Origin of the sequence: Amycolatopsis sp. NPDC058278 (assembly GCF_042881395.1) — a bacterium.
In the GTDB taxonomy this organism is placed as follows: Bacteria; Actinomycetota; Actinomycetes; order Mycobacteriales; family Pseudonocardiaceae; genus Amycolatopsis.
This window is the reverse complement of sequence record NZ_JBHVXZ010000081.1, coordinates 1-23,570: the sequence shown is the minus strand read 5'-3', so window position 1 is coordinate 23,570 and position 23,570 is coordinate 1. Positions and strand designations below refer to the sequence as shown.

Annotated in this window: 21 protein-coding genes; 7 read left to right on the top strand and 14 right to left on the bottom strand. The window is 71.8% G+C overall.

Annotated elements, in window-relative coordinates; all coding sequences use genetic code 11:
• Positions 1–39 precede the first annotated feature (39 nt).
• Positions 40–789: a hypothetical protein gene (locus tag ACFVYA_RS33205; RefSeq protein ID WP_387050651.1), complete on the top strand. Its 750-nt coding sequence runs from the start codon at positions 40–42 to the stop codon at positions 787–789.
• Positions 790–888: 99 nt separating this feature from the next.
• Here the strand turns inward: ACFVYA_RS33205 and ACFVYA_RS33200 are convergent, their stop codons facing one another.
• Both ACFVYA_RS33200 and ACFVYA_RS33195 read right to left on the bottom strand, forming a co-directional pair.
• Positions 889–1,380, bottom strand: a complete 492-nt coding sequence (locus ACFVYA_RS33200; protein ID WP_285986080.1) for a DUF6912 family protein — start codon at positions 1,378–1,380, stop codon at positions 889–891.
• Positions 1,377–2,783 (bottom strand): wax ester/triacylglycerol synthase family O-acyltransferase, encoded by a 1,407-nt coding sequence (locus ACFVYA_RS33195; RefSeq protein WP_387050649.1) that lies wholly within the window; start codon positions 2,781–2,783, stop codon positions 1,377–1,379. The genes ACFVYA_RS33200 and ACFVYA_RS33195 overlap by 4 nt, the downstream gene beginning before the upstream one ends.
• A gap of 34 nt (positions 2,784–2,817) precedes the next feature.
• On the opposite strand from ACFVYA_RS33195, the gene ACFVYA_RS33190 reads away from it, so the two are divergent.
• On the top strand, positions 2,818–3,579 hold the full coding sequence (locus tag ACFVYA_RS33190) for a TrmH family RNA methyltransferase (protein ID WP_387050647.1): 762 nt from the start codon (positions 2,818–2,820) through the stop codon (positions 3,577–3,579).
• 3 nt (positions 3,580–3,582) lie between these two features.
• Here the strand turns inward: ACFVYA_RS33190 and ACFVYA_RS33185 are convergent, their stop codons facing one another.
• On the bottom strand, positions 3,583–3,957 hold the full coding sequence (locus ACFVYA_RS33185; protein WP_285993944.1) for an HAD-IA family hydrolase: 375 nt from the start codon (positions 3,955–3,957) through the stop codon (positions 3,583–3,585).
• A gap of 187 nt (positions 3,958–4,144) precedes the next feature.
• Here ACFVYA_RS33185 and ACFVYA_RS33180 point away from each other — a divergent pair, with 187 nt between their 5' ends.
• Positions 4,145–4,603 (top strand): Rv3235 family protein, encoded by a 459-nt coding sequence (locus ACFVYA_RS33180; protein ID WP_285986083.1) that lies wholly within the window; start codon positions 4,145–4,147, stop codon positions 4,601–4,603.
• Between the two features lie 217 nt (positions 4,604–4,820).
• Here the strand turns inward: ACFVYA_RS33180 and ACFVYA_RS33175 are convergent, their stop codons facing one another.
• The 8 genes from ACFVYA_RS33175 to ACFVYA_RS33140 all read right to left on the bottom strand — a co-directional run bounded on the left by ACFVYA_RS33175 (position 4,821) and on the right by ACFVYA_RS33140 (position 16,313).
• Complete coding sequence (locus ACFVYA_RS33175) at positions 4,821–6,032, bottom strand: cytochrome P450 (protein ID WP_387050645.1); 1,212 nt, start codon at positions 6,030–6,032, stop codon at positions 4,821–4,823.
• A 64-nt stretch (positions 6,033–6,096) separates the two neighbouring features.
• Complete coding sequence (gene secA, locus ACFVYA_RS33170) at positions 6,097–8,982, bottom strand: preprotein translocase subunit SecA (RefSeq protein ID WP_387050643.1); 2,886 nt, start codon at positions 8,980–8,982, stop codon at positions 6,097–6,099.
• Positions 8,983–9,189: 207 nt separating this feature from the next.
• Positions 9,190–9,876 (bottom strand): ribosome hibernation-promoting factor, HPF/YfiA family, encoded by a 687-nt coding sequence (gene hpf / locus ACFVYA_RS33165; protein WP_285986086.1) that lies wholly within the window; start codon positions 9,874–9,876, stop codon positions 9,190–9,192.
• Positions 9,877–10,648: 772 nt separating this feature from the next.
• Positions 10,649–10,954, bottom strand: coding sequence for a hypothetical protein (locus tag ACFVYA_RS33160; RefSeq protein ID WP_387050641.1), 306 nt, complete (start codon positions 10,952–10,954; stop codon positions 10,649–10,651).
• A 722-nt stretch (positions 10,955–11,676) separates the two neighbouring features.
• Complete coding sequence (locus tag ACFVYA_RS33155; protein ID WP_387050640.1) at positions 11,677–13,413, bottom strand: LpqB family beta-propeller domain-containing protein; 1,737 nt, start codon at positions 13,411–13,413, stop codon at positions 11,677–11,679.
• Positions 13,410–15,134, bottom strand: a complete 1,725-nt coding sequence (gene mtrB / locus ACFVYA_RS33150; protein WP_387050639.1) for an MtrAB system histidine kinase MtrB — start codon at positions 15,132–15,134, stop codon at positions 13,410–13,412. The genes ACFVYA_RS33155 and mtrB overlap by 4 nt, the downstream gene beginning before the upstream one ends.
• Positions 15,135–15,141: 7 nt before the next feature.
• Complete coding sequence (gene mtrA / locus ACFVYA_RS33145; RefSeq protein WP_005150760.1) at positions 15,142–15,819, bottom strand: MtrAB system response regulator MtrA; 678 nt, start codon at positions 15,817–15,819, stop codon at positions 15,142–15,144.
• Positions 15,820–15,998: 179 nt separating this feature from the next.
• Positions 15,999–16,313, bottom strand: a complete 315-nt coding sequence (locus tag ACFVYA_RS33140; protein WP_387050637.1) for a bifunctional 3-phenylpropionate/cinnamic acid dioxygenase ferredoxin subunit — start codon at positions 16,311–16,313, stop codon at positions 15,999–16,001.
• Between the two features lie 165 nt (positions 16,314–16,478).
• On the opposite strand from ACFVYA_RS33140, the gene ACFVYA_RS33135 reads away from it, so the two are divergent.
• Complete coding sequence (locus ACFVYA_RS33135) at positions 16,479–17,264, top strand: IclR family transcriptional regulator (protein WP_285986090.1); 786 nt, start codon at positions 16,479–16,481, stop codon at positions 17,262–17,264.
• Here the strand turns inward: ACFVYA_RS33135 and ACFVYA_RS33130 are convergent.
• A complete protein-coding gene (locus ACFVYA_RS33130) occupies positions 17,261–18,244 on the bottom strand; it encodes a helix-turn-helix transcriptional regulator (protein ID WP_387050636.1) in 984 nt (327 codons plus the stop codon). The two genes, ACFVYA_RS33135 and ACFVYA_RS33130, sit on opposite strands and share 4 nt — an antisense overlap.
• Positions 18,245–18,308: 64 nt before the next feature.
• Here ACFVYA_RS33130 and ACFVYA_RS33125 point away from each other — a divergent pair, with 64 nt between their 5' ends.
• From ACFVYA_RS33125 to solA, 3 genes are all read left to right on the top strand, one after another.
• Positions 18,309–18,758 carry a hypothetical protein gene (locus ACFVYA_RS33125; protein WP_387050634.1) on the top strand — a complete coding sequence of 150 codons (450 nt, stop codon included), beginning with the start codon at positions 18,309–18,311 and terminating at the stop codon, positions 18,756–18,758.
• Between the two features lie 87 nt (positions 18,759–18,845).
• The gene (locus ACFVYA_RS33120; protein ID WP_387050632.1) at positions 18,846–20,897 is read left to right on the top strand and encodes an FAD-dependent oxidoreductase; all 2,052 of its coding nucleotides are present in this window, start codon (positions 18,846–18,848) and stop codon (positions 20,895–20,897) included.
• The gene (solA, locus tag ACFVYA_RS33115) at positions 20,894–22,024 is read left to right on the top strand and encodes an N-methyl-L-tryptophan oxidase (protein ID WP_387050631.1); all 1,131 of its coding nucleotides are present in this window, start codon (positions 20,894–20,896) and stop codon (positions 22,022–22,024) included. Before ACFVYA_RS33120 ends, solA begins: the two co-directional genes overlap by 4 nt.
• Here the strand turns inward: solA and ACFVYA_RS33110 are convergent.
• Positions 22,013–22,666 carry a dTMP kinase gene (locus ACFVYA_RS33110; protein WP_387050629.1) on the bottom strand — a complete coding sequence of 218 codons (654 nt, stop codon included), beginning with the start codon at positions 22,664–22,666 and terminating at the stop codon, positions 22,013–22,015. The genes solA and ACFVYA_RS33110 overlap by 12 nt on opposite strands.
• Before the next feature lie 162 nt (positions 22,667–22,828).
• A complete protein-coding gene (locus tag ACFVYA_RS33105) occupies positions 22,829–23,533 on the bottom strand; it encodes a hypothetical protein (protein WP_387050690.1) in 705 nt (234 codons plus the stop codon).
• Positions 23,534–23,570: the final 37 nt, after the last annotated feature.

Genomic DNA, 23,570 nt, shown 5'->3' with positions numbered 1-23,570 from the left:
GAACGAGATCGGGGGAGCCGCTGTGTTTTTGTTGGCACCATGCGCAAAGCCGCCGTGGTGCTGCTGTTCGCCCTGCTCGCCGGTGCGTGCTCCGACCCGCCGCGCCGTCCGGCGTTCGAGGAGGCGCGAGCGCTGGCCGACGCCGCGACGACGGCCACGACGAGCGGTGGCTCGGCGAAGTTCGCCACGGACGTCGCGGTCGGCTCGGTCCGGTCGAAGGGCCAGGGCCAGGCGCGGTTCGGCGCCGGCGGGACGGCCCAGGTGATGACGACGGACTTCCTCGGCGAACCGGTGGAACTGCGGCTGGTGGCCGGGAAGCTGTACGCGAAGGTGCCGGAAGGCGCCCGCGACGAGGTCGGCACCGGCAAGCCGTGGGTGCTGGTCGCGGCGGACGGCACGGACCCGTTCTCCCAGGTTCTCGGAGCCAGCCTGACGCAGCTGGCCGCCCAGAACGACCCGGCGCACACCCTCGGCGAGATCCGCACGGCGGGCACGATCGTCGCGGCCGAGCGCACGGACCTGGGCGGGGTGGCGGCGGAGCACTACCGCGTCGACCTGGACCTGGCACGCCTGGGCACCGACCTGCCGGCGGGGCTGCCCGCGGACGCGGCGGGCCGGGTGGGCGGCAAGTTCCCGGTGGAGCTGTGGCTCGACGAGACGCACCGGCCGCTGCAGATCGTGCTGGACCTCTCCCCGATCCTGCAGGGCGAGGCCCGCATCACGACGCGATACACGGACTGGGGCGCTCCGGTCGATGTGCAGCCGCCACCGGTGGGCGAGGTGGGGTAGTCAAAGGGGCCGTCCCCCAGTCCAGGCTACCGGCCACCCCGGACAAAACCCCAGCTCAAGGCCGGTTGTCCACAGACTTCCCCCACTGTGGACAACCGCTCAGAGCAGCTCCAGCAGGAACGGCAGCTCCTGCGGCGCGTACCAGGCCAGCTCGTGGTCCTCCGCGTCCCCCAACGTGAACTCCGCGTCCGGATCGCCCAGGTCCGCCGCGTCGATCACCGCCGCCGCCGCGGCTACCGCCTCGGCCGCTTCGGGGGTGTCCACGTGGATCGCCGCCACTGCCGACAACGGGATCGGGCCGCCGATGCGCACCACCGGTGCGTCCAGGTCCGGCCGCAGCGTCACCCCGGCTACGTCCGCCGACACCACCACCCGGCGTGGCTCGCCCTTCTCCTCCGCCGCGATCAGGCGCAACGACGCCCGGGCCGCGTCCAGCAGGGCCGCGTACTCCAGCTCTTCGTCCGAACCGCTGACGTACGCCTCGCGCAACGCCGGCGTCAGCGCGAACGCCGTTCCGCTGCGGGCGCGGAACTCCCCCGATGTCTCGAGGTCGCGAAGCATCGCGATGGTCGCAGGCAGATAAACCCTCACCAGTGCGCACCCTTCAGCTCTTCCAAGGACTCTTCGATCATCCCGGCGACCAGGTCGACGTCGAAAGCGGCCTTGCGGTCGCCGTTCAGTCCGAAGTAGACGCCGCCGTGGTAGGACGTCACCCCGATCGCCAGCGCCTGGGTGCGCATCAGCGGCATCACCGGGAACATCTCGATCAGTCTGGCCTCTCCGGCGTACATCGGCACCTGGGGGCCCGGCGAGTTGGTCACCATGACGTTGAAGATGCGCCCGGACAGCGACCCCGCCGCTCGCGCGCCGAGCGAATGGAGCGTAGCCGGGGCGAAGCCGCCCACCTTGAGCAGCCCGCGGGCGGCGACCGAACGGCCCGAATCGAGGTGCTCGGCCATCGCGTGCCCGACGTGCTGCAGCCGCAGGACCGGGTTCGGCTCGCCGACCGGCAGGTCCACCAGGTACGCCGCCACCTGGTTGCCGATCAGCCCCGGCGTCGCGTACTCGGGCGTCTCGGCGTCGCGGACCGCCAGCGGTACCAGCGCGCGGATCGTCGTGTTCGGCGTCAGCTGGACCTCGCGCGAAAGCAGCCATTCGCGCAGCGCCCCCGTGATGGCCGCGAGCACGACGTCGTTGACCGTGCCGCCGTGCGCCGCGCGGATCTTGCGGAAGTCCTCCAGCCGCGTGCGGACCACGGCGAACACGCGACCACCGGACACCCGGACGTTCAGCGGCCCCGGCGGCGCCGGGCTCACCAGGGTGCGCAGCGTCGACGCCACCCCGCCGACGGTCTCGGCGAACTTGCCCGCCGTCGCGAACGCGTCGTTCGCCGCCGACCGGACGTTCTCCACCACCTCGCCCGGCCGCTGGACGCCCTCGCTGATCGCGTCCAGCACCAGCTGGGCGCGGCTCGGCTCGCGGCGCGGCGTCCAGATGTCCTCGAACGGCTCCGGCTCGGCCGGCGCCGGGTCGAGGATGAGCTGGCCGAGGTCGATCGTGCCGACACCGTCCACAACGGACTGGTGGGTCTTCGTCACCAGCGCCACCCGGTCGCCGGCCAGCCCCTCGATGAAGTACGCCTCCCAGAGCGGCCGCTCGGGGGCCAGCCGCCGCGACATCAGGCGGGCGACCAGGTCGAACAGCTGCTCGTCGCTGCCCGGCTGGGGCAGCGCAGAGCGCCGGACGTGGTAGGTCAGGTCGAAGTCGACGTCGTCCACCCACACCGGCCGCGCCAGGTGGCCCGGCACCTCGAGCACGCGCTGCCGGTACCGCGGCAGGTAGGCGAGCCGGCCCCCGATGAGGTCGACCAGCTGCGGGTAGCCGAACCCGGAGCGGGGCCGTTCGAAGATCGCCACGCCGCCGACGTGCATCGGGGTCGCGTGGTCCTCGACGTACAGGAACGAGGCGTCCAGCGCGGAAAGGCGGTCGGGCATGGGCCGATCCTTTCATGATGCGAGACTGCGGGGTGTGGGTGATGAGTCGACAATCTCGCCGAAGGACCGCTTCCTGACCGTGTACGGCCGCAAGCCGGTGCTCGAGGCACTGGCGGACAACGGCCTGCGCGTGGACAAGGTGATCCTCGCCGACACCGCCCGGGGCCCCGGCGCGGCGGAGATCCAGCGCGCGGCGAAGGCGGCCGGGGTGCCGGTGCAGCGCGCCAGCGCCCACCGGGTCAAGGTGCTCGCCGGAAACGGCAAGCAGGACCAGGGGGTGCTCGCCGACGTCCTCGCCCCGCGGATGCGAGCACTTTCCGCGGCGTTGGCCGACCGGCGCCCGCCGTCGCGGGTGCTGCTGCTGGACGGCATCACCACGCCCGCGAACGTCGGCATGATCCTGCGGACGGCGACCGCGGCCGGCCTGGCCGGGGTGATCGTGCCCCGGCGCGGCGTCGCGGCGCTGGACCCGCTGGTGGTCAAGGCGTCGGCCGGCGTGGCGTTCCGCGCGCCGGTGCTGCGCTGCGGCTCGGCGCGCGAGGCCGCGGAGATGCTGGCCGAAGCCGGCTACGGGCTCTACGCGCTGGGCGCGTCGGCTCGCACGACGGTGTTCGACGTCGACCTGCCGCAACGCGCGGCGTTCGTCCTCGGCGGCGAGACGGCCGGGGTCGGGCCGGAGGTCGGCGAGCTCGTCACGGAATGGCTGTCGATCCCGATGCCGGGCGACGTCGAGTCGCTGAACGTCTCGGCCGCCGCCGCGGTGTTGTCGTTCGAGCTGGTCCGCCGCGCGCGCTGACCCTCACCCGGCGGAGAACAGCACGGCGAGTTCGTCCAGCGTCTCGCTGACCGACCGGTGGTGCACCCCGACCATGCCCGCCTCGACGGCGCCGCGGATGTTCGTCGCCGAGTCGTCGACGAACGCGCAGCGCGCGGCGGGCAGCCCGAGCCGGTCGGCCGCGATCAGGTAGACCGCCGGGTCCGGTTTGGCCACGCCGACCTCGCCGGAGAACACCAGGGCGTCGAAGTAGTCGGACATCGTGTTCTTGACCTCGTCCGACGCCCCGGGGGCGTTGGACAACAGCGCGGTGCGGACGCCGCGCTCGCGTGCGGCCGCCAGGTAGTCGTAGAACCGGCCGGCGTCGGGATCGGTGAGAACTCCGGCGAAATCGACCAATAGCCCTTTCAGCACCCGGCACACCATAGCCGGGGCGGCGACGCGGTGTCTCACCGATCGGTCGGCTTACCGCAACGGTCGCCGCGAATCCACGGCTTCGGCGGTTCTCGCCCGGATCGTGCGATTCCGGTGTCCTTTCCGGTCCGTTCCCCCTCTAAGCGAATAGCCGAGTCAGGGAGGGAAGGAAATGATCGAGGAACACCGGTTGCGGACGTTGATCCACTGCGAGGCGGTTCGCCGGGCGGACCGTCCGGACGAGGGAACACCGAGGGAGGAGCACCGCGGCGGCGGACGGTACCCGGCGCCGAGGCAGCTCGATGCGGGCGAGGTGGGCCACCTGCTGAACACGCTGCTGGAGGCCTACGACGGCCGCCGCCCGGCGGCGCAGGTGCGCGCCTTGGTGGCGCCGGAGGTGTACGCGGGTTTCGCCGGGCCACGCCGGACGAGGCCACGGCACCGGACGCAGACGATCCACACGTGCACCCCGGCACCGGAGGTGGTCGAGGCGTGCGCGCGCGTGGAGGCGGACGGCCGGTCGTTCGCACTGGCGGCCCGCTTCACCCGCACCCCGACGGGCTGGCGGTGCGTGCGGTTCGCGCTGTTGAAACCCCAGCAGCCGGCCAACCCGATCCGGCGGGCAGCGTGAGACGGGGAGGTGGGGGCCGCTCACCACCGGCTGAAAGGCGGCGAAGCGAGGCGGGGGTCTTGGTTGCCCGCTCCCCGGCGGCCGGCGGCTTGCGGGGGCGCGTCACATCAACCGCCACCGCCCACGGGGAGCCGCGCCGCTCCGAGCGGCGCGGTTCGCTGGGCCGACGTTGTCGTCACGGGCGGCCGGCGCGGCGCGGTCCGCGTCGCGCCGGAAGCTAACCGCCGCTCGCCACCGAAAGGGCCGACAAGCCACGCAAAGTGGTCGTCGGGTTCCACTCCGGCGTGCCCGCCAATGCCAGGTCCGGGCGGCGGCGGGCCAGTTCGCGGAATGCGATGCGGGCCTCCAACCTCGCCAATGGCGCTCCCAAGCAGAAGTGGATGCCCTGGCCGAACGCCAACTGGCGGCCCGGCTCCCGCGCCGGGTCGAAGGATTCCGGGGACGGGCCCGTTGCGGGGTCGCGGTTGGCCGCGCCGAGCACGATGATCAGCTGGCTGTCCGCCGGTACCGCCAGCCCACCCAGCTCCGTGTCGCGCAGGGCCGTGCGGGCCGTCAGCTGGACCGGTGAGTCGTAGCGCAGCACCTCCTCCACCACCCGCGCCGCGTTCTCGCCGTCCGTGCCCAGCGGCTTGAGGCCGTCCGGGCCGCGCAGCAACGCCAGGACTCCGTTGCCGATCAGGTTGGTCGTCGTCTCGTGGCCGGCGATCAGCAGGAGCGTGAGCGTCACCAGCAGCTCGCCCTCGCTGAGCACGTCGCCCGCGTCGGACACCGCGACCAGGGCCGACAACAGGTCGTCACCCGGCTCGCGCCGTCGCCGGGCCGCCAGCTCGCGGAAGTAGCCCACGAACGACTGGCGTGCCTTGACCGCCGGTTCGAACGTCTCCGGGCGCTGCAGGAACGGCGGGTCCAGCGCCCGCGCCATCGCGTGCGACCACTCCGCGAAACGCTCGCGGTCGTCCAGCGGTACGCCGAGGAGTTCCGCGATCACCTCGACCGGCAACGGCTTCGCGAGCGCTGTCATCACGTCGAACTCCGCCGGCGCGCCGTCGATGAGCGCTGCCGTGATCTCCTCGATGCGCGGCGTGAGCTGCTCGACCATCCGCGGCGTGAACGCCTTCGCCACCAGCCGCCGCAGGCGCGTGTGGTCCGGCGGGTTCAGCGAGAGGAACGCCCGGACCACGCGTCCTGATTCGTCGACCGGCTGGTCCGGGAGGCGGTCCGCCGGATCCAGGTACTCGGGCTCGGGGTGCCCGAACGCCGGGTCGCGCAGCACCTGCGTCGCCTCGGCGAGGCCGCTCACCACGAACAGCCGCTCGTTCAGGGCCGCGACCGGCCACCGCTCACGCCACCGCCGGTACGCCGGGTACGGGTCCGGCCGCCGCTCGGCCGCGAACAACGCGAAGAACTCCTGCGGATCCGCCGAAGTCACCAAGCCACCCCCATTCATGACACCGGGGCGCGCGGACCAGCCGCGCGCCCCGGTCACACCCGTGTCAGCGACGCGGGCCCTTCTTGCCCTTCTTGGCGGCGTCACGCTGGGCAGCGCGACGGTCCCGGCGGGTACCGCCACCGCCACCGCCCGCGGCCTGCGCCTCGCCGTCGGCGTGGGACTCGACCTCGCCGTCCTCGCCCGGGCCGGACAGCGTCATGCCCGACTGCTGGCCACCGCCGCCGAGGCCCTTGCCGCGCAGGGCGGCCGGGACGGACTCGGTGTCGGTCGTCGGCGGCTGCGGCGGCGCCGGACGCGCGTGCCGGCCCTCCGCCGCTTGGCCGTTGCCGGTGGGGACGCCCGTCGGCAGCGCCGCGGCCTCCTCGGCCGGCGGTGCCTCGGCGCGCTCGACCTGCAGGTTGAACAGGAAGCCGACGGCCTCCTCCTTCAGCGAGTCGAGCATCGCGCGGAACATGTCGAAGCCCTCGCGCTGGTACTCGATCAGCGGGTCGCGCTGGGCGAGCGCCCGCATGCCGATGCCCTGCTTGAGGTAGTCCATCTCGTAGAGGTGCTCGCGCCACTTGCGGTCGAGGACCGTCAGCATCACCTGGTGCTCCAGGGTCCGCATGCCCTCGGGGCCGACGAGCGCGTTGATCTCCGCTTCGCGCTTGTCGTAGGCGTTGCGGGCGTCCTGGACCAGCGCCTCGCGCAGGGAGCTCTCGTCGAGGTCGCCGTCCTCCATGAGGTCGTCCCACTCGATGCTCACCGGGTACAGCGTCTTCAGCGCCGTCCACAGCTTCTCGTGGTCCCAGTCCTCGGCGTAGCCGTTGGCCGTCGCACCGTCCACATAGGCGTTGACGACGTCGACGAGCATGCCCTCGATCTGGTCGCGCAGGTTCTCGCCGGCCAGCACGCGGTGGCGCTCGGCGTAGATCACCTTGCGCTGCTCGTTCATGACCTCGTCGTACTTGAGGACGTCCTTGCGCTGCTCCATGTTGATCTGCTCGACCTGGGTCTGCGCGCTCTTGATGGCCTTGGAGACCATCTTGTGCTCGATCGGCACGTCGTCGGGCAGGCGCATGGTCGTCATGACGCGCTCGACCATCGTCGCGTTGAAGCGGCGCATGAGCTCGTCACCGAGCGACAGGTAGAAGCGGGACTCGCCCGGGTCGCCCTGCCGGCCGGAACGGCCGCGGAGCTGGTTGTCGATGCGGCGCGACTCGTGCCGCTCGGTGCCCAGCACGTACAGCCCGCCCGCCTCGCGGACCTCCTCGGCCTCGGCCTTGGACTCGGCCTTGACCTGCTCCAGGACCTCCGGCCACGCGGCCTCGTACTCCTCGGAGTGCTCGACCGGGTCCAGGCCGCGCTCGCGCAGCACCTGGTCGGCGATGAGGTCGGGGTTGCCGCCCAGCACGATGTCGGTACCGCGACCGGCCATGTTCGTGGCGACCGTGACGGCGCCCTTCTGGCCGGCGCGCGCGACGATCAGCGCCTCCCGGTCGTGGTGCTTCGCGTTCAGCACCTCGTGCGGCACGCTCAGCTTGACCAGCAGCTTCGACAGCCGCTCGGACTTCTCGACGCTCGTGGTGCCGACCAGCACCGGCTGGCCCTTTTCGAACCGCTCGGCGATGTCCTCGGCGACCGCCTCGTACTTCGCTTCCTCGGTCTTGTAGATCAGGTCCGGCTGGTCCTGGCGGACCATCGGGCGGTTCGTCGGGATCGGCACCACACCCAGCTTGTAGGTCTGGTGGAACTCGGCGGCCTCGGTCTCGGCCGTACCGGTCATCCCGGCGAGCTTGCCGTAGAGGCGGAAGTAGTTCTGCAGCGTGATCGTGGCGAGGGTCTGGTTCTCGGCCTTGATCTCGACCTTTTCCTTGGCCTCGATCGCCTGGTGCATACCCTCGTTGTAGCGGCGGCCGTGCAGCACCCGGCCGGTGAACTCGTCCACGATCATGACTTCGCCGTTGCGGACGATGTAGTCCTTGTCGCGGTGGAAGAGCTCCTGGACCTTGAGCGCGTTGTTCAGGTACCCGACCAGCGGGGTGTTGGCGGCCTCGTACAGGTTTTCGATGCCGAGCTGGTCCTCGACGAACCGGACGCCCTTCTCGGTGACCGCGACGGTCCGCTTCCGCTGGTCGACCTCGTAGTGGTACTTCGAGTTGATCAGGTTCGTCTTCTCGACGCGCTCGCGCGAGCCCATCGTGGTGGTGTCGATGCCCTGCATCAGCGGGGCGAGCCGCGCGAACTCGACGTACCAGCGCGACGACTGGTCGGCCGGGCCGGAGATGATCAGCGGCGTCCGGGCCTCGTCGATGAGGATCGAGTCCACCTCGTCGACGATGGCGTAGTAGTGGCCGCGCTGGACGCAGTCGTCCAGGCTCCACGCCATGTTGTCGCGCAGGTAGTCGAAGCCGAACTCGTTGTTCGTGCCGTAGGTGATGTCGGCGTTGTACTGGGAGCGCCGCACCTCCGGCTGCTGCTCCGAGAGGATGACGCCGACCTCGAGGCCGAGGAAGCGGTGGATGCGGCCCATCCACTCCGAGTCACGCTTGGCCAGGTAGTCGTTCGTCGTGACGACGTGGACGCCCTTGCCGGGGATGGCGTTGAGGTAGGCGGGGAGGACGCAGGTGAGCGTCTTGCCCTCGCCGGTCTTCATTTCGGCGACCTGGCCGAGGTGCAGCGCCGCGCCGCCCATCAGCTGGACGTCGAAGTGACGCTGGCCCAGCACCCGCTTGGCCGCCTCCCGGACGACCGCGAAGGCCTCCGGGAGCAGGTCGTCGAGGGATTCCCCGTCGCCGTTCCGCTTGCGGAACTCCTCGGTCTTGGCCCGCAGCTCGGCGTCGGTCAGGTCCTTGACGTCGTCTTCGAGGGTGTTGATGTGATCGGCGATGTTGCGCAGCCGCTTCACCATCTTGCCCTCACCCGCGCGGAGCAGGCGGTTCAGCACCATCCGGTCGACCTCACTAGCTGAATATGAGCACGCCCAGGCCGGTCCCGGGCAGGTTCTCCCGCGGTGGCGGCCGTGTTCGGCGCCACCTTCCCACCCCCATCGTAGGGAACGGTGGCCGTCGTGTGCACACGCCGTACGTCCTGACATGCGGAGGGCCCGCACGCGAGCGCGTGCGGACCCTCCGTCAAGACCTCCCTCGGGCTCGGCTCAGCCGAGCCGGATCACGCCGTAGTCGAAGCCTTTCCGCCGGTAGACCACGCTGGGCCGGCCCGCTTCGGAGTCGTTGAAGAGGTAGAAGTCGTGGCCGACCAGCTCCATCTCGTAGAGAGCCTGGTCCACCGTCATGGGTTCGGCGGTGTGCTGCTTCTCGCGAACGACGCGGCCGGGCTGGTGGCCCAGGTCATCGTCGGCCCAGCTCTGCTGCTGGGGCAGGTGGAATTCTTCGGCACTCGCGAAGCCGTTCGTCTGCGGCTCGGCTTCGGGTGCGTCCAACACCGCGGTACGCGCGGCGGGACTGGCTGCGGCCGGGGATCCACCACCCGGCAGTGCCGAGGTCGCTTCGGCGACCGATTCCGGGCGGCTGCGGCCGTAGTGCACGCGCCGCCGGTCGTGTGTCCTCCGCAGCCGGTTTTCCAGCTTGGTGACTGCGGAATCGAGCGCCGCGTAGAAGTCGGCGGCACACGCTTCAGCGCGTACGGCCGGGCCCCGCCCCTTTCCGGTGATTTCGACGCGCTGGCAACTCTTGGCCTGGCGCCGGTTCGGTTCGTGGAACAGTTCCACGTCGTACCGGATGACTTTCCTGTCGTAGCGCTCGAGGCGGGCCAGCTTTTCGCTGACAAGCGCCCGATAGTGGTCGGGCACCTCCACGTTACGGCCCTTAACGACGATGTCCATACACGACCTCCCTCGCTGAGATGACTGCGAGCTGATGTGTTCACACACGGCGCCGGTATTGCGGGGACGTGAGCCCGGATCGCGGGCTGAGAAGGAACTCGGAAACGGTGGACGACGTCTCGTTCCGGTGACCGAGCGCGGACTCAGCGCACCTCCGGCGCCAGGGACATGGGCTCGTCACCTCCCTGCCTGCGGGGATTGCTGATTGCGGAGCACGTTAGCTTCCTCACGCCCGTTACAACAGCCCCCGAGCCGGGGGATGTCAGGGGGTGGGACCCGGTCACCCCGCGCAGTGATCGCGGAGTGGGCACCACAAAACACCCGCTGGTCGGACGCGGCGCGGTGACCGTGCTTTCACACGGACGGCGCACCGCTGCCTGCTGGTGGACGCCGAGGGTGACAGCCCGGTCTCCCGCAGCCGCCACTCCGGTGGAGTGGTGCGGCGGCCGAGTGATCGTGATCGACACCCTCATGCCCGGACAACGGGCGCCGGTCCGCTCGCGTTCCCGGCAGTTGTCACTCGGATAGGTGACATCAGGTTCACCCGGGCGCGAGAAGTGGTTCCCGGTCGGACTTTTTTGCGGCTTGAGCTGGGGAGAAGTTGGTTGCTGAGCGGGCCGGGGGCGTTTGATCGGGGTGAGCGGCGGAACCGGTACCACGATGGTTCGTCGTGTGTTGCGGGTTTGGTGGCCCGGTCTGCGCACTTCCCGGGGAAGGTCCACAGTGGTGCCCATGGATCGGTTTCCAGCGCGCGGCGGCGAGCCCGGCCGGTTCAGCCGGCGGCCAGGAGGGTCAGGACGGCGGAGACCGTGAATCCCGCCGCCGCAAGGGCTCTGGTGCAGGCCGCCGCGGTGGCACCGGTGGTGATCACGTCGTCCAGGACCACGATGCTCAATCCCGGCGGCGGCCGCCCGGCCTCACGGAACCTCAGGCGGCCGGCCAGGTTGGCCATGCGCTGCTCACGGCTCAAGCCGACCGCGTCGCGGGCCGCGCCCGCCAGCTCCAACGCCGGGGCAACGACGACTTCGATGCCCCGCGCCGCGAGGACGCTCGCCGCCGCGTGGGCCAGTCGCTCCACGTGCGGGCCACCGCGCACCCGCGCCGCCGACGGGCGGCTCGGGGCCGGGACCAGGCAGATCGCCCGGGCCGAGGGGCTTGCCGGGGTCGGGGGTGCGGCACGTCCCGGGGTGGGATCGGACCCGTCTGGGGGATGCGCCGGAGCAGGATGAGCGCCGGTCGGTAGGCCAGGACCGGCAGCCGGCCGGGGCGAAGCTGCGCTGGACGCGGCCGGACGAGCACCCGCCCGGCTCGAAGCTCCGCCGGAACCAGCCGAAACCCCACCCACCCCAGCCGGACCTGCTTTCACTCGGGCCGAAGCTCCGCCAGACCCAGACCCAGACCCAGACCCAGACCCAGACCCAGCCAACACCCCACCCGGCCCGCCGATCGCAGCCTGCTTCAACGGCAGCGCCACCAGCGCCTCCGCCACCGCCCGCCCCAACGAAGGCGCCAGGTCACGGCGGCCGCGCTCCTTGTACGCGATCAGCAACCTCCGGCCCACCCCGTGGTACCTGGCCAGTGCGAACACCCGCACCAACCCCGCCGTGGGCCCTCGCACCACCTCCCGAGCCGCGCCCCACACGCGCTCGCACCCGGCGCAACACGGCTCGCCGCGGGCTCCGCACGCGGCGCAGCGGCTGGGGATCAGCAGATCGAGCAGTCTCTTCAGCACACCGACAGTGTCACGACCGGCACCGACAGTTTCGAACGCCCGGACGTCACCCGCCCGAGTGAAAAAGATCAGCCCGGGTAGAAGGGGTCCGCGTCCTTCATCGTGTGGCTTTGCGGGCGCCACACCTCGCCCAGCACCGACGCCGTCCACAGGCCGTTCGCGTCCGCGACCACGATCTGGCGGCCGGGGGCCGCCGTCACGCCGTGGACCGTCGGGGTCAGGTTGCTGCTGTTGAACGCGTCCAGGCGCTGGCCGTCGACCGTCACCTTGACCACCGGCTGGGACGGCGACTTCGTCACCGCCACCAGGCTGTCCGGGGCGACCCAGTCGACGTCGACGACGTCCTCGAGGTCGTGCGGCTGGAGGTGGCGCGGTTCGCGCAGCGACACCGAGTCGCCGTTGGCGACCACCGAGGCCACCCACAGCTCACCCTTGATCACCGCCGCGACGCGGGCGCCGTCGCGGGAAAACCGGAGTTCCGTGAGGTCGCCCTGCTGGGTCAGGTCGGTGGCGTTGACGCTCAGCGCCGTCCACTGGCCGTTCTGGTCGAGCACCATCCGGCCCACCGACGGCCCGTCGACCACCGTCCACAGCTCGCCGGTGCCGGGGCGCCACGTCGGGCGGGTCAGGGAGCTGCCACCGAGGGTGGTCAGCGCCAGATCGCGGCCGAGGTCGCCGATCCGCAGGCGCACGCCGCCGCCGCTGCGCTCCACCACCGCCAGGCGCTTGCCGTCGATCGACTGGGCCGCGCTCACGACGTCGTACCCGCCGTTGCCGGCCGGGCCCGGCACCGGGGCGCCGTCACCGAGGGAACGGACCCGGCCGCCGACCGTCATCAAGCCCGGCAGCTGCAAGCTGATCGACAGCGACGCGCCGTACGCGGGCAGGTCGTTCTGCCGCCAGTCCGGGTGGTTCGGCACGAGCGGGGCGCCGTCGCCGAGGATGCGGATCCGGGCCGATGTGACGTACTGCAGGGACAGCACGATCTGCGCCGCGATCAGGTTCCGGATGTCGTCGGGCACCCCCGAGAGCCCGGTCAGCGGTACCACCAGCGTCCCGTCGTCGAGGCTCTTGACGTTCGTGTCGATCTCGATGGGTTCGCCGAGCAGGTTCTTCACCGCGCCGGCCAGGCTCTTCGACGGCCCGCTGACCAGCAGGTCCATCACCCGGCCCGGCAGCCCCGACTGCGGCTTCGCGAGGACGTACCGCCGATCGGGGACGAAGGTGGCCGACGACTCCGAGTAGAAGCTCACCGGCACCGGTGTGTAGTTCTCGCTGAAGTCGGACTCGGTCGCGTACAGGTCGGGCGGCGGGTCGACGATCCGCCACTGGCCGTTCGCCTGCTTGCGCACCTTCACCTGCAGCATCGCCAGGCTGTAGTCCGGCACGAACGCGCTGTTCTGGTCCAGCGTGCCGATGTCGATGCCGCGGACGTTGACGACCTGCGTGTTCGGGTCCGGCGGCGGGCCGGTGTCGTAGACCGTGCCGAAGGTGTCCTGGATGATCGTCAGGCTGCGGCTCGGCCGCCAGTTCGCCCGGCTCTGCTCGTCCAGGTACGCCCGGGCGGCGGCGTTGTTCTGCCCCGGCTTGAGCGTCGCCCCCACGAAGGCGCGGACCAGCGACAGCGGGTCGATGCCCGGCGGCGGCTCCGGCACCACGTCACCGGAGCCCTGGCCCTGCCGCTCGCCGGACACCACCTGGGGCTGCGATTCCAGCGGCACGTTGGCGCAGCCCGCGAGCAGCACCGCGCACAGGACCGAAAGCAGGAGCTTCGCCCCGGTTCGCCGGAGAGCGTGTGGTTTCACTGACCGATTCCCTCACGTTCGGCGAAGATCGCCTCCGGCGCCGGCGTGACGTCGATGACGCCGAGCGGCACCTCGGTGGCGAACCGGTCGGGCGGCGGCAGGACCAGCGGCGAGTCCCCGGCGGGCACGTCCTGCTGACGCGGCAGCAGGAGCCGGAAGCAAGCGCCGTTGCCGGGCTCGCCCCACGCGTCGAGCTCGCCGCCGTGCAGGCGCGCGTCCTCCTGGCTGATCGCCAGGCCCAGCCCCGTCCCGCCGGTGCGCCGGTTGCGCGACGGGTCGGCGCGCCAGAACCGGTTGAACACCAGGTCCGCTTCACCGGGCCGCAGGCCGACGCCGTGGTCCCGGACCGTGATGGCGACGGCGGTGTCGTTCGCCCCGACCGTCAGCACCACCGGCTTGCCCTCGCTGTGGTCGACGGCGTTGGCGAGCAGGTTGCGCAGGATCCGCTCGACGCGCCGGGCGTCGACCTCGGCGATCACCTCTTCCCCGGGCAGCACGAGCTCGACCGAGCTGCCCGCGTTGCCGGCGATGACCCGGACCTGCTCGACCGCACGGGTGGCGATCGGGCGGACGTCGATGAACTCCGCGGCCAGCTCCTCCACGCCGGCGTCGAGCCTGCTGATCTCCAGCAGGTCGCCGAGCAGCGCCTCGAACCGGTCGAGCTCGTCGACCAGCAGTTCCGTCGAGCGCGCGAGGCCGGCCGGGAACTGCTCGCGCGACGCGTGCAGCACGTCGGCGGCCATCCGGACGGTGGTCAGCGGGGTGCGCAGCTCGTGCGAGACGTCGGAGGTGAACCGGCGCTGCAGGCCGCCGAACTCCTCGAGCTGCCGGATCTGGCGCTGGATGCTCGCGGCCATCCCGTTGTAGGACACCGCGAGCTTCGCCAGGTCGTCTTCGCCGAGCACGGCGAGCCGCTGGTCGAGGTCGCCGCCGGCGAACTGCTCGGCCGCCGCGGCGGCCTGCCTGACCGGGCGGACCACCTGCCGCGTCACCAGGTTCGTGATGCCCGCCAGCAGGAGCAGCAGCACGAGCCCGCCGACCAGCAGCGTGTTCTGCACCGTGGAGACGGTGTTCTGCTCGGTCGTCAACGGGAACAGCAGGTACAGCTGCAGCGGGACGGCCACGGTGCTCAACGGCGTGCCGACGATCAGGTACGTCGTGCGCCCGCCCCCGGCCTCGGGGACGGTGTGCTCGAGGAAGCTCATTTGGTCGGCTTCGACGAACTGGCGCAGCCGCGGCGGCACGTTCTCGAACGGCCCCGCGGACGACGGGTTGGCGGTGGACTGGTCGTGGCCGCCGCTGGCGAGCACCGGGACGAACGTCCCCGCCGCCGACCCGGCCGCGTCCTGGCTGGTCGGCGTGATCGCGATCTTCTTCAGCGCGTTCTCGAGCCGGTTGTTCAGCGCCTCGACGTTCTCGGAGCCGAGGCCGACGAGCTCGCCGGCGGCCGTGTCCGCCGCCGCGCGGGTCTGCGCGACCGCCGCCGTGCGCTTGGTGTCCAGCAGCCGTTCGGTGATCTGGTTCTGCAGGACCATGCCGAGCACGAAGACCACGGCGGAGGACAGCGCGAGCGTCGACACGGTGACGCGGAACTGCAGCGAGTGCTTCCACAGCTCGTTGAACGCGACCGCACGGCGGCGCGCGAAAACGACGACACGCCGCAGGAGGCGTGCCGTCGAACGCGCGGAGGCAGGAAGCCGTCGGCCGGTCGCGAGAGTCATCGACTCATCACGGCGGGCCGGCCTTGTACCCGACGCCGCGAACGGTCAACACCACCTCGGGGTGTTCCGGGTCCTTCTCCACCTTCGAGCGCAGCCGCTGGACGTGCACGTTCACCAGCCGGGTGTCGGCCGCGTGGCGGTAGCCCCACACCTGCTCGAGCAGCACCTCGCGGGTGAACACCTGGCGCGGCTTGCGGGCCAGGGCCACCAGCAGGTCGAACTCCAGCGGGGTCAGCGGGATGGCCTTGCCTTCGCGCGTGACCTCGTGGCCCGGCACGTCGATCGCCAGGTCGCCGATGGTGAGCGATTCCGCCGGCTCGGCCTCGGTGCGGCGCATGCGGGCCCGGACACGCGCGACCAGCTCCTTCGGCTTGAACGGCTTGACGACGTAGTCGTCGGCGCCGGACTCCAGGCCGAGGACGATGTCGACGGTGTCGCTCTTGGCGGTGAGCATGACGATCGGCACCCCGGACTCGGCGCGGATCGCCTTGCAGACGTCGATCCCGTTCATCCCGGGCAGCATCAGGTCGAGCAGGACGAGGTCGGGCTTCAGCTCACGCAGCGCGGGCAGCGCGCGTGAGCCGTCGGCGACCACCGCCGTGTCGAACCCCTCCCCACGGAGCACGATGGTGAGCATCTCCGCGAGGGCGGGGTCGTCGTCGACCACGAGAACACGTGCCTTCATGTCCACATATTCGCACTAGTTCCGGCGCCCGCACGCACGACCCGCGTGTTTGACCACCAGAAAGATCAAGATCGCCGGGACTGCCTGCTCCATCCGGGTGCCGGTACCGGCCGCTTTGGACGGCCCGTGGAGGCCGCGCCGGAACCCCGGTGCGGCCTCCACGGACCTGTGAGGGGGGCTCAGGGAACGGCCGGCACGGGCGCGTCGACGTACACGACGCCGTCGCTGACGACCACGCGGTGGGTCCGCACGGGGTCCTTCGCCGGCAGGCAGGCGGGCGCGCCGGTGCGCAGGTCGAACTGCGCGGCGTGCAACGGGCACTCGACGAAGCAGCCTTCCAGCCAGCCGTCGGCGAGCGAAGCGTCCTGGTGCGTGCAGGTGTCGTCGACGGCGAAGAAGCCGTCCTCGGTGTGGAACACCGCGATCGGAGCGGGACCGTCGAGACGGAGGGCCTCGCCCGGGGGCAGGTCGGCGACGGCGCAGGCTCGGATCATCAGGGCCTCCGGAGAACGACTGGCAGGATGCCGGGACGGTAGGTGAAAGTTGCGCATTACGCGACGATGCGCCCTTTGCGCAACAATCCGGCGTCGGGTACGCCCTCGTCAAGAGATTCGCCCACTCAGCGGATAGGAACCCCGCAAAACGGATACTGTTGCGCCATGCGAAACCAGGACTCGGGCAACGCAACTCAGAGCCAGGTGCAATCGGTCGACCGGGCCATCAGCGTGCTGGAACTGCTCGCGCGCAACGGCGAAACCGGCATCACCGAGATCGCGGGCGAGCTGGGCGTCCACAAGTCGACGGCGTCGCGCCTGCTCAGCGTCCTGGAGACCAGAGGCCTGGTCGAGCAGCTCGGCGAACGCGGGAAGTACGCGATCGGCTTCGGCATCGTCCGGCTGGCCGGTGCCGCGACCGGGCGCATGGACCTCGCGAAACTGGGCCGGGCCAGCTGCCTGGCACTGGCCGAGGAGCTGGGCGAGACGGTGAACATCGCCATCGCCGACGACGGCGTCGCCATCAACATCAGCCAGGCCCGCGGCTCGGCCGCGATCACCACGCAGAACTGGACGGGCCAGCGGACGCCGCTGCACGCGACCTCGAGCGGCAAGGTCCTCCTGGCGTACATGGGCGAAGCCGAGCGCAAGCGGGTGCTGAAGCGGAAGCTGGAGCAGTACACCCCGCGCACGACGGTCGAGCCGGACGAGCTGATGACCGAGCTGGAACGGGTCCTCGAAGACGGTTACGCCGTCTGCTACGAAGAACTCGAACTCGGCATGCACGCCGTCGCCGTGCCGATCCACGGCCCGGGCGGGGACGTCGTCGCCGCGATGAGCGCTTCCGGGCCGTCGTACCGGCTCTCGAAGCAGCGCGTGAAGCAGATCGTGAAGCCGATGACCGAGGCGGCGGAGGAACTTTCCGCGCAGCTGGGCTATTTCCGGGACTAGCCGGGTTCCGGACCCGGGTACAGCCGCGCCATCGCGCGGATCGTGGTTCCCATGTGTGCCACCAGTTCCGCGGGCGCCAGCACCTGTGCGTCCGCGCCGAGCCGCAGCAGCCCGGCGGCCGCGTGGGGCACGCTTTCCAGCGGGACTTCCGCACGCTGCCAGCCTTCGGCGTCCGCGGGTTCGAGCGTGCGCCCCGCGAGCCGCGCCGCTCGCGGGCCGAGGATGTCCGGCAGGGCGGCGATCCCGGCGGGCGACAGGCGCACGACGGCGGTCTCCCCCGCTTCGCTCTCCTCGTACCGTTCGACGTGCGCGCGCCAGAAATCCGCCAGGTCGAAGCCGGCCGGCCGGGTGAAGTGCTCGTCGAGCGCCCGGAACTTCTCGATGTTGCCGACGCGGTAGGTCCGCGGCTCGGGCCCGGCGACGAGGTACCAGACGCCGGCCTTGAGGACCAGGCCGAGCGGGTGCAGCCGCCGCGTCACGACACCGGGCGTGGGCGACCAGCGGCGGTACCGGACCTCGACGACCCGGTCCTGCCACAGCGCTTCCGCGGCCGCGAGCAGCTGCGGCACCGGATCCGCTTCGCGGTACCAGCCGGGCGCGTCGAGGTGGAACCGCTGCCGGATCCGCACCGACGCGTCGCGGTACGGCGTCGGCAGCGCGGCCATCAGCTTGAGCTCGGCGGCGGCCACTTGGGCACCCAGCCCCAGCTCGGCGGCCGGTTGCGGCAGCCCGGTGAGGAACAGGGACCCCGCTTCGCCTTCGGTCAGCCCGGTCAGCCGGGTCCGGTAGCCGTCCATCAGCTGGTAGCCGCCGTTCGGACCGCCTTCGGCGTAGATCGGGACGCCGGCGGCGGCGAGCGCTTCGACGTCCCGGTACACGGTCCGCGCGGTCACGCCGAGCTCCGCCGCCAGCCGGGCGGCGCTCATCCTCCCCCGGTTCTGCAGCAACAGCAGCAGGGACACCAGCCGGCTCGCGCGCACCCGGCGAAGTCTGCCAGCAGCCACTGACAGAAGATGTCAGTGGTAGCCCTTCAGGATCGCCGGCATGAACGACTTCGACTTCTTGATCGGCTCCTGGACCGTCACGAACCGGCGGCTGGCCAAGCCGCTCACCGGCAGCGACGACTGGACCGTCTTCCCCGGCACGACGACCTGCTGGTCCCTCTTCGAGGGCGGCGGCAACATGGACGAGATCGTCTTCCCGACCCTCGGCTTCCGCGGCTGCACCCTCCGGCTCTTCGACGTCGAGCGCGAAGAATGGTCGCTGCACTGGGCCAGCAGCCGCACCGGACTGCTGACCCCGCCGGTGGTGGGCACCTTCACCGGTGATCGGGGCGACTTCTACGGCGACGACACCCACGAAGGCGCCCCGATCAAGGTCCACTACGCCTGGACACGCACGACCACCACCTCCCCGCAGTGGGAGCAGGAGTTCTCCACCGACGGCGGCAAGACCTGGGAGAGCAACTGGATCATGGAGTTCGCCCGCGCCTGAGGGGACACCGTTTCGGGTGCTTGACACTGCGTCGCGCATGACGCACGTTGTTGCCGAAGACGCAACCTCGCCCGGAGGGATCCGCGAATGGCAGCACGGCCCCGGGTGGTCGTCGTCGGCGCCGGCCTGCTCGGCTGCGCGCTGGCCGACGAGCTGACCGACCGCGGCTGGACCGACGTCACCGTCCTGGGCGCCGACGCGGACGACCACCCGGGCCTGGTGTTCCGCACCCACGCCGACCGCACGCTGACGGCGTTCGCCCAGTACACCGTCGAGAAGTACAGCGGGCTCGACGGCCAGTGGTGCTTCAACCCGGTGGGCAGCCTCGAAGTCGCGACGTCGCCGGAGCGGCTCGAGGACCTGAAGCAGCACCACGGCTGGGCGACGTCGTGGGGCGTGCGCGGCTACCTGCGCACGCCCCGCGAGTGCGCCGACCTGCACCCGCTGCTCGACGAAGCCCGGGTCCTCGGCGGCTTCCACGTCCCCGGCGACGGCCTGCTGCACGCGCCACGCGCGGCCGAAGCCCAGGCCCGGCGGGCCAAAGCCCGCGGAGCCCGGTTCGCCGCCGAGGAGGTCACGGCGATCGAGCGCAGCGGGGGCCGCGTCACCGGCGTCGTCACCGCGGCCGCGCGGTTCCGTGCCGACGTCGTCGTGTCGTGCGCCGGCGAATTCGCCGGCCTGGACGTGCCGCAGGTGCCCGTGGCCCACGAGTACCTGCTGACGTCACCACTGCCGGAACTGGCCGGGCACAACGACGAACACGTGCAGGCGGGCAAGCCCGTGCTGCGCCACCTCGACACCGGGATGTACGTCCGCGAGCACGTCGACCGGCTCGGCGCCGGGGTGGCCGTCGTCGCCGATCTGCTGCCTGCACTCCGCGACGCCGACGTCGAAACCACCACGACGGTGACGCTTCCCGGCACCCCGGACGGACGGCCGCTGCTGGGCGAGCACCCGGACATCGACGGTTTCTGGATCGCCGGAGCCGTCCGGCCCGAGCACTCCGCCGGTGTCGCGCGCGAACTGGCGCGCTGGCTCGTCGACGGGCAGCCGTCGCTGGCCCTGCACGGCTGCGACCTCGCCCGGTTCTCCCGGTTCTCCCGGTTTTCTCCGGAGCCGGTCCGCGCCGGCCCCTTCCACGAACGGCAGATCGCGCTGGGTGCGCACTTCGGCTCCGCGGACGGCTGGGCGCGGCCGGAGCGGTATTCGGCCGAGGTGGCCGCCGAAGCGACGGTCACCCGCGAGCGCGTCGCGATGTTCGACCTGACGTCCGAGCCGCGGCTGGCCGTCACCGGCCCCGGCGCGCTGCCGTTCCTGCAGGCCATGACGACGAGCGACCTCGCGAAAGCGCCAAGCACCGTGACGGAAACGCTGCTGCTCGGCGAGGACGGCGGCGTACGCGGCTGCCTGACCGTGGCCCGCCTCGGCGACGAGCGGTTCCACGTCGGCGCCGGCGGGCGGCTCGATTTCGCTTGGCTGCGACGGCATCTCCCGCGCGACGGCACGGTGCAGATCCACGAAACCACCCCCGGCACGTGCTGCCTCGGCCTGTGGGGGCCGCTCGCCGGCGAAGTCCTCCCGGAACTGTCCACAACGGACCTTTCGGCCGAAGAGACTTCCGTCGGGACCGTCCCGGTCGTCGCCCTGCGACTGTCCACAGTGGGCGAACCGGGCTGGGAACTGCACACGACGGCGGATTTCGGGCGTCACCTGTGGGACACGCTCCGGGACCGCGGCGTGGCCGTCGCCGGCCACCGGGCCCGCACCAGCCTGCGGCTCGAGGCCGGCGTCCCGGCACCCGGCGTCGACTTCACGACCGAGCACGACCCGTACGAGGCCGGCCTCGGTTCCGCGGTCCGGATGGACAAGGGCTACTTCCTCGGCCGCGACGCGCTGGCGGCCCGTTCGGCGGCGACGGTGAGCCGTCGGCTGACCCGGCTGACGACCGGAAGTGTCGTCGCGGGCGGGGATCCGGTGCACGTCGACGGCCGCCCGGCCGGGTACGTCACCAGCGCCGGGTACGGGCACACCACGGGCAAAGCCATCGCGTACGCCTGGCTTCCCGTGGAATACAGCGGGTTCCGGACACCGGTGGAGGTCGGGCACTTCGGCACGCGGGTCCCGGGGAGGGTGGCATGACGCACTACGACGTGATCGTCGTCGGCCTCGGCGGGATGGGCAGCGCCGCGGCGTACCGGCTGGCGCAGCGCGGGCAGCGGGTACTGGGCGTCGACCAGTTCGCGCCGGTGCACAACCGCGGGTCGAGCCACGGCGGTTCGCGGATCACGCGCCAGGCGTACCTCGAAGGCCCCGAGTACGTGCCGCTGCTGCTGCGGGCCCACGAACTGTGGGCCGGTCTCGAGCGCGACAGCGGGCGGCGGCTGTTCACCCGCTGCGGCGGGATCATGGTCGGCACGGCGGAGTCGCGGACGATCACCGGCAGCACGGCGTCGGCTCGCGCCTTCGACATCCCGCACGAGCTCCTGGACGCGGCGGAGATCCGGCGCCGGTTCCCGACGATGGCGCCGGCTCCGCACGAGGTCGCGCTGTACGAGCCGGGTGCCGGGCTGGTGTCCCCCGAAGGCAGCGTCGCCGCGCACCTGCAGCTCGCCGCGCGGTGCGGCGCCGAAATGCACCACGAGGAGAAGGTCTTCACCTGGAGCACCACGGCCGGCGGGGTGCGCATCGGGACGTCGCACCACTACTACACGGCCGACCGCCTGGTGCTGTGCCCCGGCGCGTGGGCCGGCGAGCTGCTCCGCGGCTTCGGCATCGCCTTCACGGTCCGGCGGCAGGTGCAGTACTGGTTCGCGCCCTCGGGCGGGATCGAGCCGTTCCGGGAGCACCCCGTCTACCTCTGGGAAGGCGACGGCTACACGTTCTACGGCTTCCCGGCGCACAACGCGCCGGCGGACGGCGTCAAGGTCGCGTTCCACGGCGGCGGCCGGACGTGCACACCCGACGGCATCGACCGGGCGGTGTCCGGCGACGAGGTCCACGAGATCGCGGCCGCGGTGAAGCGGCACCTGCCGACGCTGCCCGGCGCGTTCCTCCGGGCCGCGACCTGCATGTACACCGACACGGCGGACGAGAGCTTCGTGCTCGCCCCGCACCCGGCCGAGGAGCGGGTGGTGCTGGCGTGCGGGTTCTCCGGCCACGGCTTCAAGTTCGCCCCGGTGGTCGGGGAAATCCTCGCCGACCTGGTGGTGGACGGCACCACCGCGCACCCGATCGCGCAGTTCGACCCGGCCCGGTTACTGCCCTAGCAGGGTCGCCGCCAGCGCTTCGTGGTCCACGCCCGCGACGCCGTCCAGGACGTGCCACGGCGCGAGCCAGCCCGACGCGGCCAGCTCGTCGTAGACGGCCGCGCACCGCCGCTGCAGGCCGTCGTCGGTTTCGAAGGCGTCGCGCTCCCGGCCGGTCTCGGTCTCCGCGCGGCGTTCGGCGCGCTCGGCCGCTACGGCCGGGGCGACGCGCAGCAGCAGGTGCGCGTCCGGGCGGGGCAGGCCGAAGCGGTCGACCTCGAGCTCCCACACCCACTTCACGACTTCGCCGGCCGCGTCCTGCTGCAGGCGCGCGGCCGCGTACGCGGCGTTGGAGGCGACGTACCGGTCGAGCAGGACGACGTCGTGGGTGTCCCGCAGCTCGCGGATGCGGTCCGCGGCGCCACTGCGGTCCAGCGCGTAGAGCATCGCCATGCCGTACACCGAGTCGGCGAGGTCACCGTGCCCGCGGTGCAGGGCCTCGCGGACGAGGTCCGCGTGCACGCTCTCGCCGTAGCGCGGAAACGCCAGCGACGCCACGCTCGCGCCCTTGGCGCCCAGCGCCGCCGTCAGCCCGTCGGTCAGCGTCCGCTTGCCCGCGCCGTCGAGCCCTTCGATGACCACCAGTCGACCCACGCCGGTCACAGTACTGATCCGGCCAAAAGCAGGCCGATCCCCCGGGTCGCACGCAACCGTTGCTACGAAATCATTCGGCCGTGACTGTGGTCGGATCAGTACCGATCAGCACAGCGGTGGTGGACCGGCGGGCTCGGTGGAGGGGATCGACGCCGAGCCCGCCGGTTCGTCTCAGGCGGGGTGCCGCCGCAGGTGGAGCACGTAGCCGGCGCCGCTGACCGCGAGCACGCCGACGAGGATCAGCAGCGGCACCCAGCCGGTGTCGTGGCCGGACGGCGCCGGGCCGCCGTCGCCGCGGGGCATCACCTCGGACGTCGCGTCGAAGCCGCCGGCCTCGCCGTCGCGGGCGTACGCCGAGCCGGGGAGCTTGTCGGCGTAGCGCGCCTCGACGGTCTGCTGGTACCCGGCGACCGCTTTGCCGTCGGCCAGCGACGTGACCCGGCCGTCGCGGACCGCGTACCAGGCGTCGACCTGCGGTTCGTGCAGCAGCTGGGCGCCCGCGGGCAGCTTCCGGGCGTACTCGCCCTCGACGTCACCCGAGGCGATGTTGCCGACCTGCCAGGTGCCGTCCCGGCCGCGGACCGACCAGAGCGTCGCGGTCCGGCCGTCTGAGGCACGCGCGGGGATCGCGAAGTAAGCAAAGTCACCTGGTGCCGCGTCGGGGTTTCCGGCGACGAAGTCCGGCGAGAGCTCGTACACGGCGTAGGCGTCCGGCGCGATCTGGACCGAAACCGGTCCGTGCGCGCCCGGGGCTTGGGCGAAGAACCGGACCAGGACGTCCTGGAACCCCGCGGCCGCGTCGTGCGCCGCGGAGGCGTCGGCGCTGCTGATGCCGGCGGGGGGGGGCGGGCCCGGAACCCGGGCCCGGCAAAACACCCCCCCCCCCGGGCCCAACCCCGGGCCCCGCGCCCCC